General features: G+C 72.8%; 11 protein-coding genes and 1 pseudogene. 7 read left to right on the top strand and 5 right to left on the bottom strand.

What is annotated here, in order from left to right:
* Positions 1-4,210: pseudogene (locus AA75_RS30050) on the bottom strand (RHS repeat protein); the annotation flags it as partial.
* Positions 4,211-4,642: 432 nt separating this feature from the next.
* Between AA75_RS30050 and AA75_RS30045 the strand changes: the two are divergent.
* Both AA75_RS30045 and AA75_RS30040 read left to right on the top strand, forming a co-directional pair.
* The gene (locus tag AA75_RS30045) at positions 4,643-5,710 is read left to right on the top strand and encodes an aldose epimerase family protein (protein ID WP_033823449.1); all 1,068 of its coding nucleotides are present in this window, start codon (positions 4,643-4,645) and stop codon (positions 5,708-5,710) included.
* Positions 5,711-5,786: 76 nt separating this feature from the next.
* Positions 5,787-6,560: a metalloregulator ArsR/SmtB family transcription factor gene (locus tag AA75_RS30040; protein WP_149038455.1), complete on the top strand. Its 774-nt coding sequence runs from the start codon at positions 5,787-5,789 to the stop codon at positions 6,558-6,560.
* Between the two features lie 7 nt (positions 6,561-6,567).
* Here the strand turns inward: AA75_RS30040 and AA75_RS30035 are convergent, their stop codons facing one another.
* Complete coding sequence (locus AA75_RS30035; RefSeq protein ID WP_033823452.1) at positions 6,568-7,767, bottom strand: globin domain-containing protein; 1,200 nt, start codon at positions 7,765-7,767, stop codon at positions 6,568-6,570.
* A gap of 447 nt (positions 7,768-8,214) precedes the next feature.
* On the opposite strand from AA75_RS30035, the gene AA75_RS30030 reads away from it, so the two are divergent.
* From AA75_RS30030 to AA75_RS30010, 5 genes are all read left to right on the top strand, one after another.
* Positions 8,215-9,495, top strand: a complete 1,281-nt coding sequence (locus AA75_RS30030) for an extracellular solute-binding protein (protein ID WP_033823448.1) — start codon at positions 8,215-8,217, stop codon at positions 9,493-9,495.
* A 141-nt stretch (positions 9,496-9,636) separates the two neighbouring features.
* Positions 9,637-10,638: a carbohydrate ABC transporter permease gene (locus AA75_RS30025; protein WP_033823447.1), complete on the top strand. Its 1,002-nt coding sequence runs from the start codon at positions 9,637-9,639 to the stop codon at positions 10,636-10,638.
* A gap of 47 nt (positions 10,639-10,685) precedes the next feature.
* Positions 10,686-11,582: a sugar ABC transporter permease gene (locus tag AA75_RS30020; RefSeq protein ID WP_033823451.1), complete on the top strand. Its 897-nt coding sequence runs from the start codon at positions 10,686-10,688 to the stop codon at positions 11,580-11,582.
* A 102-nt stretch (positions 11,583-11,684) separates the two neighbouring features.
* Entirely contained in the window at positions 11,685-13,388 is a 1,704-nt protein-coding gene (locus AA75_RS30015) for a glycoside hydrolase family 13 protein (protein ID WP_033823446.1), read from the top strand.
* Between the two features lie 25 nt (positions 13,389-13,413).
* Positions 13,414-14,439: a LacI family DNA-binding transcriptional regulator gene (locus tag AA75_RS30010; RefSeq protein ID WP_199520441.1), complete on the top strand. Its 1,026-nt coding sequence runs from the start codon at positions 13,414-13,416 to the stop codon at positions 14,437-14,439.
* A 32-nt stretch (positions 14,440-14,471) separates the two neighbouring features.
* On the opposite strand, the gene AA75_RS30005 is transcribed toward AA75_RS30010, so the two are convergent.
* The 3 genes from AA75_RS30005 to AA75_RS29995 form a co-directional block, all read right to left on the bottom strand.
* On the bottom strand, positions 14,472-15,596 hold the full coding sequence (locus AA75_RS30005) for a PP2C family protein-serine/threonine phosphatase (RefSeq protein WP_033823445.1): 1,125 nt from the start codon (positions 15,594-15,596) through the stop codon (positions 14,472-14,474).
* A 208-nt stretch (positions 15,597-15,804) separates the two neighbouring features.
* Positions 15,805-16,005, bottom strand: coding sequence for a hypothetical protein (locus tag AA75_RS30000; RefSeq protein WP_033823444.1), 201 nt, complete (start codon positions 16,003-16,005; stop codon positions 15,805-15,807).
* Between the two features lie 94 nt (positions 16,006-16,099).
* Positions 16,100-16,538 (bottom strand): C40 family peptidase (locus AA75_RS29995; protein ID WP_033823443.1); only part of this gene is annotated, 439 nt, incomplete at its 5' end.

Genomic DNA, 16,538 nt, shown 5'->3' with positions numbered 1-16,538 from the left:
CGGAGGCGGGGATGGTCACCTTGGTGTCGACGGGCCGGTAGGAGGAGTCGACGGCCGTGACGGCCTGGGTGTAGGCGCTTCCCGCGGCGCCGCCGACATAGCGGGTGGAGGAGGTGAGCTGGCCCTTGGCCAGCGCGTCGTAGGTCCAGCCCGCGAGCTGGTTGGCCGGGACAGGGCTGCCGAGGTAGCTGCCGGTCCGGCGGCCGAGCAGGTCGTAGGAGTACGCGAGGACGGTGCCCTTGGCGTCCGTGGTGGAGGCGACGTGCGAGGCGGCGTCGTAGGCGGTGACGGTTGTGCCGGTGTCGGGGTCGCTGACCGAGGTCTGGCGTCCGCGCAGGTCGTAGCCGTACGTCCAGGTGTTGCCGGCGGCGTCGGTGCGCTTGTCCGGCCGGCCGGCGGCCGTGTAGGTGTAGGTGGTGACGTCCGCGTCGGCGGGGTTGCCGGTCGCGGTGGCGGTGCGGTACTGCCACAGCTGGGTGGTACGGCCGCGGGCGTCGGTGATGGTGGTGGACGCCGCGCCGCCCTGGGGCGGGGTGGAGTCGGTGCGGTCCGCACCCGGGTAGGCGGTGGTGGACACCCACTGCTGCTGCCCGTACGACATGAACGCCGTCGACACCGCACGGCCCTGCCCGTCGAAGGTCACCCACTCCTGCGCCGGGACCTGCGAGTCCTGCGGCACGAACACGGTGCCGCTGGGGGCGGTGGTCGCCTCGAAGTACGGCGACGAGGTCTTGACCGCCCAGCCGTGCGAGTCGTACACCGTGTCGCTGATCAGACGCCCGGTGCCGCCGGTGGCCGGGCTGCTCTGGGTCTGCCGGAGCCGGCCGAGACCGTCGTACAGCTCGCTCTTGACCGAGTAACTCTCGTCCTCGTTCAGCGACTTGGTGGTGACCACGGACGGCGCGTCGAGACCGTTCACGGTGTAGCCGAACGTCCGGCTCGCACTCAGGCCGGTCGGCCGGCCAGGTGCCCAGACCGCGGTCGGGCGGCCCAGGGCGTCGTACTGCTCGGTGGTGGTGAGGCCGTTGAGGTCGGTGGACACCAGGGGCAGACCGCGCCCGGGGTCCTGGGTGACGTTACTGGTCCAGCCGTTGGGGTTGGTGGTGGTGATCTGCGTCGGAGCCGCACCGGTCGCCGGGCTGTAGGCCGTCCCGGTCCGTGCGCCGTCCGGTCCGGTGACCGAGGTGATCCGCCCGTGCACGTCGTAGGTGGTGGTGGACCGCGTCACGTACTGCGGCTGACCGCCGCTGTACGAGTCGAGGGTCCGGGTGCCGGTGGCCTCGCCCGCGATTCCCGCCTGGCCGAACGGCTTGCCGTCGTACAGGGTGAGGTCGTCGGAGACGGTGTTGGCGGCGGACGGCGAGGTGGAGCACAGGCCCGCGACGGTTCGCCGCTGCGACACGAGCGCCGTCAGCCGGGGGTCGTCGGCCACGGCGTAGCCGGTGGTGGTGCAGGTCTCCGGGGCGGCGGCCGTGCCGTCACCCTTGTCGTCCTCCTGGACCACCCGGTTGCCGTGTGCCGGGTCGGTCGTGGTCACCTTGGTGGCGGTGCGCCACGAGCCGTCGGACAGCCTGTTCCAGGAGGAGCTGGTGGTGGCGGTGGAGCCGTAGCGGGCGACCAGGTCCGGCATCCCGTTCTGCTGCTTGCGGGTCGCGGTGGTGACCTCGCCCGAGGTGATGAGACCGGTCGCGGCCTGGACCGAGCCGCCGGCCCGGTCGTAGCTCTGGCTGCCGATGATGCTCCCGGCCCGCCAGTTCTCGTCCGTCACTGTGAGCGTCGCCGCACCCGGGTACGGGACGAAGCCCACGGTGACGGCGCGAGTGGAACCGTCGGCCTTGCGGTCGCCGTTCATACCCCGCAGGTAGGTACTGGTCTGCTGGGTCCGGGGTCCCTCGCCCGCGTACCCGCTGCCCGTGGTCACGGTCACCGTCTGGTAGCCGCGGAAGTCGTCCCAGGTCCGGGTCTTGGGATCGGTGTACTCGGAGTCGTTGCGGTGCCAGGCGGCGCCGCCGCCATAGCTGTAGCCGGTCGACTTGAGCAGGTCGCCGGTGATGGCGTCCTGTTCCGTGACGGTCTTCACCAGGTACTTGTGGAACCAGTCGTGCACCGGATCGGAGGAACTGGACCCGGGCAGGTACCAGTTGACCGGCATGCAGGCCATGGTGTTGGCGTCCTCGGAGGGCGGCATGTGGTTGTTGACCCGGGAGCACTCGGCGTCCTGGTAGACCACGTTGATCTTCCCACCGGTCTCGGTTGTGATCTGCTGGATCCGGGGACGGTTGAATGCGGGCTCGGCGGGCACCAGGCCGTCGACCCGGTTGGCCAGCTCACGCGGGGTGAAGGAGACGGCGGGCAGGCTCAGGGCCGGACTGCCGTTGGTGCCGGTGCGCTGGATCGAGGACAGCCACAGGACCGGCTTGGTGCCGTCGCCCGGATCCGGGAACGAATGCTTGAGCTCCCAGGAGTCGACGCCGCGGTACGCGTTGTCGACCAGCACCTGGGTCTCGATCTTCGCCAGCATCAGCGGGGACCAGAAGGTGGGGGAGTAGTTGGTGCAGGTGCCCGAGGAGGCGCAGGCCTGGTCGAGCGGGGAGTCGGGCCAGTTGTTCTGGTTGGCCTTGGTGCGCTGCGCGGTGGTGCAGGTCACCGAGCCGGAGGAGGTGCACCGCTCCGCCGTGGTGAACAGCACCTTCGCGGCGGGCTTCAGCGAGCCGTTGGCCGCGACCTGCTCGGGCAGGCGCTGGCCGTAGCCGATCTGGCTGACCCCGGCGGAGCGCACGTACGCGGTGAGCGTTCCGGCGCCGTTGTTCTGACCGGCGCCGCGGCTGTAGTAGTTGACTTCCTGCTGGTAGCCGTAGGTGACCAGGTTCTGGTGCGGGTCGACCACGTAGTCGAGGTTCCACCGCCAGCCCTCCTGGCACCAGGAGCCCTTGCCCGTGGCGGCGTTGTAGCAGTCGTCGCCGCTGTTCGGCGAGTACACCGGCGTGTACTCCACCGAGTTCGACGCAGAGTCACCGTGATTGCCGCCCGGCAGGTGGTTCAGGCCGAAGAAGTACTGGACACCGTCGGCCGTGGTGACCTTCCAGTACTCGCCGCCCTTCGCCTCGTTCGCGGCGCCGGACAGCTGCTCGACCTTCGAGCCGTCGTCACCCTGCAGCCGCCACCCGCCGGTGGTGTCGTCGCGCACCAGCGTGCCCGAGTGGCCGGCCAGGTTGAGGGTGGCGTTCTGCCCGGCCCAGCACTGGTCGCCGGAGCCGGTGATGCCGTCCTTGTCGCAGCTGCGGTAGGAGCGCTCGACGAAGCCCGGCTGGTAGTCCCAGCCCTCGCCGGTCCAGGAGGACTGCGCGTTGGAGGCGGAGGTCTTGCCGTCCACCCGGGCCGAGTCGTACGCCAGGGCCACCTGGGGGCCGAGGCCGCCCGGCGCGGGCGGCGTGCGGACGGGGAAGGAGTAGACGAAGCCGCCCAGGTTCTGGCTGTTGCCCCAGGCGTCCGACGGCGCCAGCGGCGAGGCCGAGTAGCCGCCCAGCGGACCGTCGGCGGCGGGCGCCGCGGCCAGCACCGCCGACGCTGCGGCGGGCGCCGACTCCTGCGCGAGTGCTGCGCGGCCGCCCGCGGCGCCCGCCGCCGGCAGGGTCACCTCCGCGCTCACGACGCCCTTGCCCTGGTCCGTGGTGGAGGCCACCGGAGTCTGCTGCCGGCACTCCGGCTGCTGCGGCGTGGCCAGGTAGCAGGACGGCAGGGCGACCAGCCGGGCGCGGTCCGCCCAGCCTGCGGCCTGGAGGGCCTTGACGTCCAGCGACACGGTCACCCTGCGTTCGGCCCGGCCGGCCGTCGGCGCGGTGTCCGTCAGGGCGATCACCGGGCCGGCGAGGCCGATGTCCCCTCCACCGGCCGGGGCGGACAGGTCGACCCGGATCGGGCCGGCGCTGTCACCGTTCCCGGACGCCACCGCCACCGGCAGCTTTCCGGCCTGGGTGGCTCTCCCACGGCCGGGCGTCACGGTCGCCGATCCCGACGGCGGAGCGGCCTGCGACGGTTTCCAGTCCTTCGGCACGGGATAGGCCGGGGGCTTCACGGCCGTCGGTGCGAGGTTGGTGCCCTTGACCGGTTTCCGGTCCGCCCCCAGCGGGGTCTTCGGCGGGGTCCAGATCTTCCCGTGCGGCCGCTTCGCCGCCAGGGCCTCGGCGGACGGTGCCGCGAGCATCGACATCAGCACCGCCAGCAGGCCGAGCAGCCCGACCCATCGGTGCCTCTTGCGTATCCAACGTCCTATTGGCGTGCGTCTGTGCCAGGCTTCCACGAATCGTCCCCCTCGGACTCGGTTCCTGCCCACCGCAGTGATCACGCGATGGCCGGGTCGACGATAGGACCGCTGCTGGGCGCGGGGAAGATCCGTTCGAGGGCGTACGGCCACTTGACCCAATCTTGACTTTTGCAGGTGATGGTCAATCAGGACCCGATGTGTGAAAAGCACCTGAAATCACATCAGCCCCAATCGGATCCGACGTGACACCCGGCGCCGTCGCACCCCGCGCGCTGATCCGACGGGAAGTGTCGGCCACGCCCTAGGCTGACCCGTGGGGGAGGTCCCCGAGGTGTGGCCAGTCCGGCGGGCAGCCGGGCGGCCGGTGAGGAGCAGGCGATGGCGACGTCGGCGCAGGGCACCGAGGTGCGGCAAGAGCCCTTCGATGCGAGCGGGGCCGGCGCGGCCATCGAGCGCTGGACCCTGCGCAGCGGCGCGCTGGAGGCCGGCGTGCTGAACCTGGGCGCCACCCTGCACACCCTCAGCGCCCCCGACCGCGACGGCACCCCGGCCCAACTCCTGCTCAGCACCGACGAACTGCCCGCCGTCCTGGGGCCTGCCCGGCACTTCGGGGCGACCGTCGGCCGGTACGCCAACCGGATCGCCGGCAGCCGGATCACCATCGACGGCGAGGACCACCCGCTGATGCCCACCGGCGGCGGCGTCACCCTGCACGGCGGCCCCGACGGCTTCGCCAACCGGATGTGGGAGGCGGAGGAGATCCCCGGCGGCGTCCGTCTGCGCCTGCACAGCCCGGACGGCGACCAGGGCTTCCCCGGCGGCCTGGACGTCACCGTCTCCTACACGCTGTCGCCCGAGGCGCTGACCATCGCCTACCACGCCGTCACCACCCGCCCGACCGTGGTCAACCTGACCAACCACGCCTACGTCAACCTGGCCGGCGAGGGCAGCGGCGACGTCCTCGGCCACCTGCTCACCCTGAACGCCGACCACTACACCCCGGTCGACGACCGGCAGATCCCGCTCGGCCCGTACGAGCCGGTGGCCGGCACCCCCTTCGACTTCACCACGGCCCGCCCGATCGGCAAGGGCATCCACGACGACCACCCGCAGCTGCGCGGACCGCGCGGCTACGACCACAACTGGGTCCTGCGCGAGCGCCCGGCCGACGGCAGCCCGGCCCGCGCCGCGCTGCTGGAGGACCCGGGCAGCGGCCGGACCCTGGAGGTGCTCACCACCGAGCCGGGCATCCAGGTCTACACCGCCAACCACTTCGCGGGCACGGTCAGCGGCGCGAGCGGCGTCCCGTACCGGATGTACGCGGGCGTGGCGCTGGAGACCCAGCACCACCCGGACTCGCCGCACCAGCCGTCGTACCCGTCCACCGAGCTGCGGCCCGGCGAGGAGTTCCGCTCCACCACGGTGCTGCGCCCCGGCCTGGCCTGAGCGGCGCCGCCCGCCCGGCCCGGCTCCCCGGTCCGGCCTGCCCGGCCCGCCCGGACGGCGCCGTACCATTGGCCGGGTGGAGAGTCCGGACCCCGGTGTGCACCGAGCGCTCGCGGCCCCCGCACGGCGGGCGCTGCTGGCGGCGCTGACCGCGGCAGACGGACCGCTGGACAGCCGTCGGCTGGCCGAGCGGACCGGCCAGCACATCACCACCGTGCGCCACCACCTCACCGCGCTGGCGGAGGCCGGGCTGGTGCTCGTGCGGCGCGACGAGGCAGCGGCCGGCCGCGGCCGGCCCCGGCTGCTGTACACCGCGGCACCGGCCCACGAACAGCTGGCGGCCTACCAGGACCTGGTCGAGGTGCTGGCGCTCGGCTACGGCCCGGACCCGGCGGTGCGTGCGCGGCGGGCCGAGCGGGCGGGCCGGGACTGGGCCGCGGACGCGGGGCCGCGGTCGGCGCTCGGCCAGTCTGGGCTCGGGCAGCCGGGCCAGCCGCAGCCGTCGCTGCCGCTGGCGGAGCAGGTGATGGAGCAGGCCCGGCGCTGGGGCTTCGAGCCGCAGTTGCGGGCCGGGGACGGTGTGGTGGCGCTGCACGGCTGCCCGTTCCTGCGCAACGCCGAGCGCCATCCCGAGGTGGTGTGCGCGGTGCACCAGGGGCTGCTGGACGCGATGGCGGAGCGGGCCGGGGTGCCGGGCGCGCTGCGGCTGCACCCGTTCGCGGAGCCCGGTGTGTGCACCATCTCGCTGACCGCCGCACGCCCGGACGCGCCCGCCCCGCAGGATGCCGCCGCCCACCCGGACACGCCCGCCCCGCCGGACGCGCCGGGCGCGCACGGCGGGGCGGCGTGACGCGGGCTCAGGCCGAGGCGAGCCACAGGTCGGGGCCGAACACCTCGTACCGGATGGCGGCGGCGGGGACCCCGCGGCGCAGCAGTTCGGTGCGGGCCGCGCGCATGAACGGCAGCGGGCCGCACAGGTAGGCGGTGAGCCCGTCGGGCAGGTCGAGCCCGGCCAGGTCGACCTGCCCGCTGTGCCCGGCGCCCGGGCCGGTGCCCGGCTCCTGGTACCAGCGGTGCAGTTCGGCGGCGGGCAACGCGGCGATGCGGTCGGCGAGTTCGGCGGCGTGGGCGTGGTCGGCGGGGGAGCGGTCGCCGTGCACGGCGATCACCCGGCGGGTGGAGCCGGTCCGGGCCAGGTGGTCGAGCATGCCGGCCATCGGCGTCACACCGATCCCGGCCGAGGCGAGCAGCAGCGGGCCGTCGCCGTCCTCCAGGGTGAGGTCGCCGAACGGGCGGGAGACCGTGACCTTGTCCCCGGTCCGCAGGTTGGCGTGGAGCCAGCCGGAGACCTCGCCGTCGGGCCCGGCCGCCGCCGGACCGTGGACCCGCTTCACGGTGATCCGCCAGGTGCCGGGGCCGGGGGCGGCGGAGAGGCTGTACTGGCGGATCTGGCGGGCGCCGTCCGGCAGGACGACCGCCACGCCGAGGTACTGACCGGGCCGGAAGCCGGTGGCGGCGCTCTCGGTGGGCCGCAGTGTGAAGGAGACGGAGTCCCGGGACTCCTGCCGCCGGTCAAGCACCTCGGCCTGCTGCCAGACCTCGCCCTCGGCGACGCCGGCCTCCTGGTAGAGCCGGCCCTCCAGGGCGATCAGCTCGCCCGCCATCAGCCAGTAGACCTCGTCCCAGGCGGCGGCGACCTCCGGGGTGACGGCCTCGCCGAGCACCTCGGCGATGGCGGCGAACAGGTAGGTGTGGACGACCCGGTACTGGTCGCGGGTGATGCCGAGCGAGGCGTGCCGGTGGGCGATCCTGGCCAGCAGCGGACCGGTGGCCGGTTCGGACTGCTGCACCAGCAGGGTGGCGTACCCGGCGATGGCGCCGGCCAGGGCCTGCTGCTGGGTGCCGGCGGCCTGGTTGCCCCGGTTGAACAGGTTGCGCTCCAGCTCGGGGTGGTCGGCGAACATCCGGGCGTAGAAGAGGCGGGTGATCTCGCCGATGGCGGCGCCCACGGCAGGCAGGGTGGCGCGGACGGTCGCGGTCGACTCGGGGGAGAGCACGGGTTCCTCCTGGGCGTGGCCGGTCGGGGTGGTCCTGCGGCGGTGCCGCCCGCTCAATATAAATGACGTCCATCCTTTTAAATTGCGCAGGGGTGTCCGGAGGGTGCCCGGAGGGGCCCGGCCGCGGCGCGGTGCGGCGCTTGCAGCAAGGCGCGCAAGGGTGAGCGCAAGGGTGGGCGCAAGGGCGGGCGCGGGGGAGGGTGGCGCCGGGCGGGCGCAAAAGGGATGAAAGCGGTCCAAGGTGGCTACCTTGTGGCAACGTGGAGGACACGCGGGCGTAACGATCGCCAGATCTTGCAGAAACTTGCTGCAAGGACTTTCCGACGCGATTGCATCGCTGTTACGTTCCTGCCCAAGCCCGACGGCCGCAACGGCGCAGTCGGCTGGGACAGCCATTATGCGCGGTCCTCCTCCCTCTCGGGCACCCCCACCTCATTAGGAGTTCTCATGCGGCGTGGCATCGCGGCCTCCGCTCTCGTTGCGGCCCTTGCGGTAACGCTTGCAGCCTGTGGCAGCAGCGGCACCAGCGCGGACGGCAAGTCCTCCGGGCCGGTCACCATCACCTACTGGGACACCTCCAACGCCACCAACGAGGCTCCGAACTACCAGGAGCTGGTCAAGAAGTTCGAGGCCGCCAACCCGAACATCAAGGTCAACTTCGAGAACGTCCCGTTCGACCAGGCGCAGAACAAGCTGCAGACCGCGATGGGCGCCAAGGGCGCGCCGGACGTCTTCCGCTCCGAGGTCGGCTGGACCTCCGCCTTCGCCAAGGCCGGCTTCCTGGAGCCGCTGGACGGCACCCCCGCGCTCGCCGACGCCGCCGCCTTCCAGCCCAGCCTGGTCCAGCAGGCCAAGTTCGACGGCAAGACCTACGGCGCCCCGCTGGTCACCGACACCCTCGGCCTGCTCTACAACAAGGCGCTGTTCGAGAAGGCCGGCCTCACCAAGGCCCCCGCCACCTGGGACGAGCTGAAGGCCGACGCCGCGCTGCTCAAGGACAAGGCCGGCGTCGACGGCTTCTTCATGCGCGCCGGTGACGGCTACTACGCGATGCCGCTGCTGTTCGGCGAGGGCACCGACATGGTGGACGCCAAGAACAAGAAGATCACCGTGGCCTCGCCGGAGGCCGCCAAGGCCGTCGAGATCTACAAGTCGCTGTTCACCGCGCCCGGCACCGTCAAGGCCGACGTGACCACCGACTCGTACGCGCACATGATGGACGCCTTCAACACCGGCAAGGTCGCGATGATCATCCAGGGTCCCTGGGAGGTCACCAACATCTTCAAGGGCTCCGCCTTCGCCGACCAGAAGAACCTCGGCATCGCCCCCGTCCCGGCCGGCTCCACCGGCAAGGCCGGCGCCCCGACCGGCGGCCACAACGTCTCGGTCTACGCGGGTTCCGACGACGCCCACAAGGCCGCCGCCGAGAAGCTGGCCGGCTACCTCACCTCGGCCGAGAGCCAGACCTTCCTCGCGCTGAAGAACTCCACCCTGCCGACCCGCGCCGACGCCTACACGGCCGAGGTCAAGGCCAACCCGGGCATCGCGGGCTTCCAGGCGGTCCTCTCCTCCGCCCAGCCGCGCCCCGAACTGCCCGAGTACTCCTCGCTGTTCGGCTCCTTCGGGACCAACCTCGGCAAGATCGTCCAGGACCAGGCGGCCACCCAGGCCGGCCTCGACACCGTCGCCGTCGACTACGCGAAGCTGCTTCCCGGCTTCTCCAAGTAACGCCACCGGCCGCCCGGCCCGCACCCCCACGCGGACCGGGCGGCCCCGGCCGTCGGCCCGCCGGGCCGCGCAGGTCCCGAACCGCACCAGCAGTCGCAGTCGCCGAAGCGAGGCGGCGGAACTCCCGAAGAGGTGTCAACCATGGCAGTCGCCGTGCAGGGCGCGCCCAGCAAGGGCAGCCGAGAGCGCGAACCGCGCCCCGGTCTCGGACAGCGCATCAGGCTCTCGTACCAGAAGTACTGGTACGCGTACGTGATGATCGCGCCGGTCGTGATCGTGCTCGGCGTCCTGGTCGGCTACCCGCTGGCGCGCGGCGTGTACCTGACCCTCACCAACGCCACCAGCCTCAACGTCGGCCGCCAGATCGGGGTCCGGCACATCCCGGACAGCTACGAGTTCGTCGGCCTGCACAACTACGCCGACGTGCTCTGGGGCCCCGGCTCCTACGACCGGTTCTGGTCGCACTTCGTCTGGACCATCGTCTGGACGGTGGTGTGCGTCGCCCTGCACTACTCCATCGGCCTCGGCCTCGCCCTGCTGATGAACCGCAACCTGCGCGGACGCGCCGTCTACCGGATGCTGCTGATCCTGCCGTGGGCCGTCCCGACCTTCGTCACCGTCTTCTCCTGGCGCCTGATGCTCGCCGACGGCGGCATCGTCAACAGCGCCCTCGGCTTCCTGCACCTGCCGGAGCCCTCCTGGCTGAGCGACCCGCTCGCCGCGAAGGCCGCCGCGATCATCGTCAACACCTGGTGCGGCGTGCCGTTCATGATGGTCTCGCTGCTCGGCGGGCTCCAGTCGATCCCGAGCGAGCTGTACGAGGCTGCCGAGATGGACGGCGCGACCCCCTGGCAGCGGTTCCGCCACGTCACGCTGCCCGGCCTGCGGGCGGTGAGCAGCACCGTGGTCCTGCTCGGCGTGATCTGGACCTTCAACCAGTTCGCCGTCATCTACCTGCTGCTCGGCAACGGCGCCCCGGACGCGCAGATCCTGGTCACCTGGGCCTACCGGCTGGGCTTCGGCCAGCAGCCCCGGGCCTACGCGGAGTCCGCCACCTACGGTGTGCTGCTGCTCTCCATCCTGGTCGTCTTCACCAGCTTCTACCGCCGCTGGCTGGCCCGCAACGAGCAGGCCAACGGATGACCCCGGCCCGAGTCGCACCCCCCACCCACCCGAAGGAGGCCGCCGAGATGAGCGCCGTCACCGAACTCCCGACCGCCGCCCGGCCCGCCGCGAGCCGCGCCGTCGCGCAGTCCCGCGGCCGCGGCCGGCGCTCGGCCTCCGTGCTGTCGCACGCGCTGCTGGTGGTCGCCGCCCTGATCGCCGTCTTCCCGGTGCTGTGGATCGCCTTCATCTCCCTGGGCCCGGACAAGACCGACTACCTGCACCCCGGCCACATCTTCGGGCGCACCAGCTTCGCCAACTACAGCTTCGTGCTCCAGCACACCGACTTCCTCAGCTGGTTCGGCAACTCGGTGCTGGTGGCCGGCGGCACCACCGTCTTCGGCGTCCTGGTGGCGGCCACCACGGGTTACGCGGTCTCCCGGATGCGCTTCCCGGGCCACCGCCACCTGATGTGGACCCTGCTGCTCACCCAGATGTTCCCGATCGCGGTGGTGATCGTGCCGATCTACACGATCCTCGCCAACCTGAACCTGCTGGACAGCTACTTCGGCCTGATCCTGACGTACGCGGGCACCACCGTGCCGTACTGCGGCTGGCTGCTCAAGGGCTACTTCGACACCATCCCGGTGGAGATCGACGAGGCCGGCCGGGTCGACGGGCTCAGCCCGTTCGGCACCTTCTGGCGGCTGATCATCCCGCTGGCCAGGCCCGGCCTGGCCGTGGCGGCCTTCTACTCCTTCCTCACCGCCTGGGCCGAGGTGCCGTTCGCCTCGACCTTCCTGCTCAGCTCGGACAAGTACACGCTGGCGGTGGGCCTGCAGACCTACATCAGCGAGCACGACGCGCAGTGGCACCTGATGGCCGCCACCTCGGTGCTGATCGCGCTGCCCGCCGCCCTGGTCTTCTACCTGGTGCAGCGCCACCTGGTCACCGGCCTGACCGCCGGTGCCGCGAAGTCCTGACGACGCCCCACCCACGCTCCGCCATCTGCCTGCTACCGCGCGACGGCCGCCACCGCACCGGCGGCCGGAACGCCACCTACGTCCTGTGAGGGATGACAGTCCATGACCCAGAACCTGGCCGACACCTCCCGGCCCGCCGCCGCTGTGATCGCTGCGAACGCCGGTGCCTCCAGAGGCTGGTGGCGGGACGCGGTCATCTACCAGGTGTACCCGCGCAGCTTCGCCGACGGCAACGGGGACGGCATGGGCGACCTGCCCGGCATCCGCAGCCGTCTGCCGTACCTGCGCGACCTCGGGGTGGACGCGGTCTGGCTGTCCCCGTTCTACGCCTCGCCGCAGGCCGACGCCGGCTACGACGTGGCCGACTACCGCGCGGTCGACCCGATGTTCGGCACCCTGCTGGACGCCGACGGCCTGATCCGCGACGCCCACGCGCTGGGCCTGCGGATCATCGTCGACCTGGTGCCCAACCACTCCTCCTACCAGCACGAGTGGTTCCAGCGCGCCCTGCGCGAGGGCCCCGGCTCCCCGCTGCGCGAGCGCTACCACTTCCGCCCCGGCAAGGGCACCGAGGGCGAACTGCCGCCCAACGACTGGGAGTCCATCTTCGGCGGCCCGGCCTGGACCCGGACCGAGAACCCCGACGGCACCCCGGGCGACTGGTACCTGCACCTGTTCGCCCCCGAGCAGCCCGACTTCAACTGGGACAGCCCGGCCGTCGCCGACGAGTTCCGCTCGATCCTGCGGTTCTGGCTGGACATGGGCGTCGACGGCTTCCGGATCGACGTCGCGCACGGCATGGTCAAGGCCCCCGGCCTGCCCGACCTCGGCTCGCACGACCAGCTCAAGCTGCTCGGCAACGACGTGATGCCGTTCTTCGACCAGGACGGCGTGCACGAGATCTACCGCAGCTGGCGGCTGATCCTCGACGAGTACCCGGGCGAGCGGATCGGCGTCGCCGAGGCCTGGACCCCGACCGTGCAGCGCACCGCCAACTACGTCCGCCCCGACGAGCTGCACCAGGCCTTCAACTTCCAGTACCTGGGCACCCACTGGGACGCCGACGCGCTGCGCGAGGTGGTCGACGTGTCGCTGGACGCGATGCGCCCGGTCGGCGCCCCCGCCACCTGGGTGCTCTCCAACCACGACGTCACCCGGCACGCCACCCGCTTCGCCAACCCGCCCGGCGGCACCCAGATCCGCACCCCCGGCGACCGCGCACTCGGCCTGCGCCGGGCCCGCGCCGCCACCCTGCTGATGCTCGCGCTGCCCGGCTCCGCCTACCTCTACCAGGGCGAGGAGCTCGGCCTCCCGGACGTCACCGACCTGCCGGACGAGGTCCGCCAGGACCCGTCGTTCTTCCGCCAGGCCGGCCAGGACGGCTACCGCGACGGCTGCCGGGTGCCGATCCCGTGGTCCGGCACCGAGGCCCCGTACGGCTTCGGGCCCACCCCGGGCGGCCCGAGCTGGCTGCCGCAGCCAGCCACCTGGGCCGGGCTGAGCGTCGAGGTCCAGACCGGCGACCCGACCTCCACCCTGGAGCTGTACCGCTCCGCGCTGGCCGTCCGCCGGGAGCACCCCGCGCTCGGGGCCGGCACCGAGGTCACGTGGCTGGACGCGCCCGAGGGCGTGCTGGCCTTCCGCCGCGACAGCGCCGACGGCTCCTTCGTCTGCACCGTCAACACCACCGGCGAGCCGGTCCGGACGGCCGCCCCGGGCCGGGTCCTGCTCGCCTCGGCGGAGCTCACCGTGGTGGACGGCGAGACCGTTCTGCCCGCGGACTGTGCCATTTGGTGGGCGGCCTGACGTGGTTGCAATAGGCTCTGGGATCGTGACTACGGCGCGACTCTCAGACATCGCGGCACAGGCGGGCGTCAGCGAGGCGACCGTCAGCCGGGTGCTCAACGGCAAGGCGGGCGTCTCCGCGACGACCCGGCAGACGGTCCTGGCCGCGCTCGACGTGCTCGGCTACGAGCGCCCGACCCGGCTGCGCCAGCGCAGCGCCGGCCTGATCGGCCTGATCACGCCGGAGTTGAGCAATCCGATCTTCCCGGCGCTGGCCCAGGTGATCGAGCAGGTGCTCAGCCGGCACGGCTTCACCCCGGTGCTGTGCACCCAGACGCCGGGCGGCGCCACCGAGGACGAGCTGGTGGAGATGCTGGTCGAGCGCGGTGTCGCCGGTATCGTCTTCGTCTCCGGGCTGCACGCCGACACCAGTGCCGACCACGACCGGTACGCCCGGCTCACCGGCCGCCAGGTGCCGTTCGTGCTGATCAACGGCTACAGCGATCGGATCGACGCGCCGTTCATCTCGCCGGACGACCGGACCGCGATGTGGATGGCCGTCCAGCACCTGGTCGGGCTCGGCCACGAGCGGATCGGCCTGGCCATCGGCCCGCGCCGGTACGTCCCGGTGCTGCGCAAGATCGAGGGGTTCACCGCGGCCGTCGGGGAGCTGCTCGGCAGCACCCCCGAGCAGGTCCAGGAGCTGATCCAGCACACGCTGTTCAGCGTGGAGGGCGGTGACGCGGCCGCCGGGGCGCTGCTCGACAAGGGCTGCACCGCGATCGTCTGCGGCAGCGACATGATGGCGCTGGGCGCGATCCGGGCGGTCCGCCGGCGGGGTCTGGCGGTGCCGCAGGACATCTCGGTGGTCGGGTTCGACGACTCACCGCTGATCGCCTTCACCGAGCCGCCGCTGACCACCATCCGCCAGCCGGTCGAGGCGATGGCCACCGCCGCCGTCGACGCCCTGCTGGAGGAGGTCGGGGGCAACGCGACCCAGCGGGTCGAGTTCATGTTCCAGCCCGAGCTGGTGATGCGCGGCTCCACCGGCGCGGCGGCGGGCGGCCGGTAGGCCTGCCGGTCCGGCTCCGGCCCGTACGAGGCCTAGCGCGGCGGGGAGTTGGGCCCGGAGGCCGGGCTCCCCGCGGCGCTCTCGGTCAGCGCCAGGACGGCCATGTCGTCGTCGCGCGGCCCGCCGGTCCACCGGTCGACGTCCCGGATCAGCGTGTCGATCACCCGGCCCGGACCGTCGAACGGACCCCGGCCGGCCAGCCGCTGGGCGGGGTCGTAGAACCGTCCGGCCGCGTCCCGCGCCTCGGTCACCCCGTCGGTCACCAGCAGCAGGGTGTCCCCGGCGGCGAACGGCCACTCCTCGACCGCGGGCCGTCCGACCCCGAGCCCGCCCATCCCCAGCGGCAGCCCCGGCTCGCGGGCGTCGAGCCGCCGCACCCGGCGGCCGTCGGCGGACAGCAGGTACGGCCCGGGGTGCCCGCAGTTCAGCAGCCGCAGCCCGTCGTGCCCGGGTGTGAACTCCACCAGCAGCGCGGTGATGAAGCCCTCCATCCGTAGTTCCTCGGCCGCCTCGGCGGCCTCCCGGCTCAGCGAGTGCTCCAGGCCGTCGGCGACCGCGCCGAGGTCGGGCAGGCCGTCGGCGTGCTCCCGGAACGCGCCGAGCAGCACCGAGACGGCGGCCACCGCCGGCAGCCCCTTGCCCCGGACGTCCGCGATCAGCGCCCGCACCCCGAACGGGGTCCGCTGCAGCGCGTAGGCGTCACCGCCGATCAGCGCGTCGGTGTGGGCGGCGCGGTAGCGGGCGGCCACCTCCAGCCGGCCGACCCGGGCCGGCGGTGCGGGCAGTACCGCGCGCTGGGCGGTCTCCGCCACCGAGCGGACCGCCTGCAGCCGGCGCCCGTGCCGGGCCACCACCCGGTTGACCCAGATCCCGATCAGGGCGGCGAACGCGGTGTTGGCCAGCTCCAGGTAGCCGGCGGTGGTGCCGACCGAACCGTCCAGCACGGTCAGCACCAGGATCCCGACCAGGACGGCCGCGCCGACCGCGATGGTGTCGCGCAGCGACAGCAGCGCCCCGGCGAGCACCGAGGCCGCCGCCACCATCGGGTCGCCCCAGTAGTCGGCGGGGGAGAGCGAGTCCCAGACCAGGCCCGCGACCACCAGCGCCCACGGGGCCGCCCGCACGTAGCGGGGCCACTGCGTGGAAGTCGACGCCATGGGCGATCACGATCCCCCGTCCGGTGGGCCATCTGCCCCGACTCTAGCCGCCGGGGGCCCCGCCCACCCGGTGGCAACACACCGGCCCGGGGACGGTCCGGTGCGGCCCCGGTCCGGGCCGGGTCCGGGTACGGCGAACGGCCCGGAGACGGGAGGTCTCCGGGCCGTCACGCACGTCTTCGGGGGTGAGGGCGTCGGGTCCGGCTCCTCAGCCCTCCTCGGCGACCGGCCTGCGGGGGTCCAACCGCTGCTGGTCGGCCGCGTCGCCGGTCCGCGCCTCGGTGCGCCGGGTGCGGTCGAGGTAGTCACGGACGATCAGCTCGACCGCGTCCTGCGGATTCCTCGTGCCGGACTGGAGCATCACCTCGATCGCGAGATCGGCGTCGAGGGTGATGGTGACCTTGGCCATGGCGGGCGCTCCTGGAGGTGGACCCGCCGTAGCCCAGGCCGCGGCCCCCGGAACCGGAAGGGTCTCCGAGGGCGGCGGCCCGGTGGATCCTGGATCAGATCCGGCCGGCGAAGTCCGGCGCGTAGTCGGCGATGGTCTCGACCCGGACACCCGCACGCGGGTTGGCGGCCTCGACGTACTTGCCGTCACCGACGTACAGGGCGACGTGGTAGACGCCCGAGTTGCTGCCGTTGTTGGACCAGAACAGCAGGTCTCCCGGCTGCAGGGAGTCCAGCGAGACCCGGGTGGTGGTGTCCGCCTGGTCGGCGGCGACGCGCGGCAGCGAGACGCCGGCCTGGCGGTACGCGGCCTGGGTCAGGCCGGAGCAGTCCCAGCCGCCGTCGCTGCTGCCGCCGTAGACGTAGGCCTGGCCGACCTTGGACAGCGCGAAGTTGATCGCGGCGGCCTTGGAGCCGGTCGCCTGGGTGGCGGCGGCGGGCTTGGCGGCGGTGGCGGCGGCCGGGGCGGCGGTGGCCGGCTTCGGGGCGGCGGCT

Source organism: Kitasatospora sp. MBT63 (assembly GCF_000710465.2).
Taxonomy (GTDB): Bacteria; Actinomycetota; Actinomycetes; order Streptomycetales; family Streptomycetaceae; genus Kitasatospora.
Note: the sequence above shows the minus strand (reverse complement) of the source record. Positions and strands in the feature narration are given on the sequence as shown.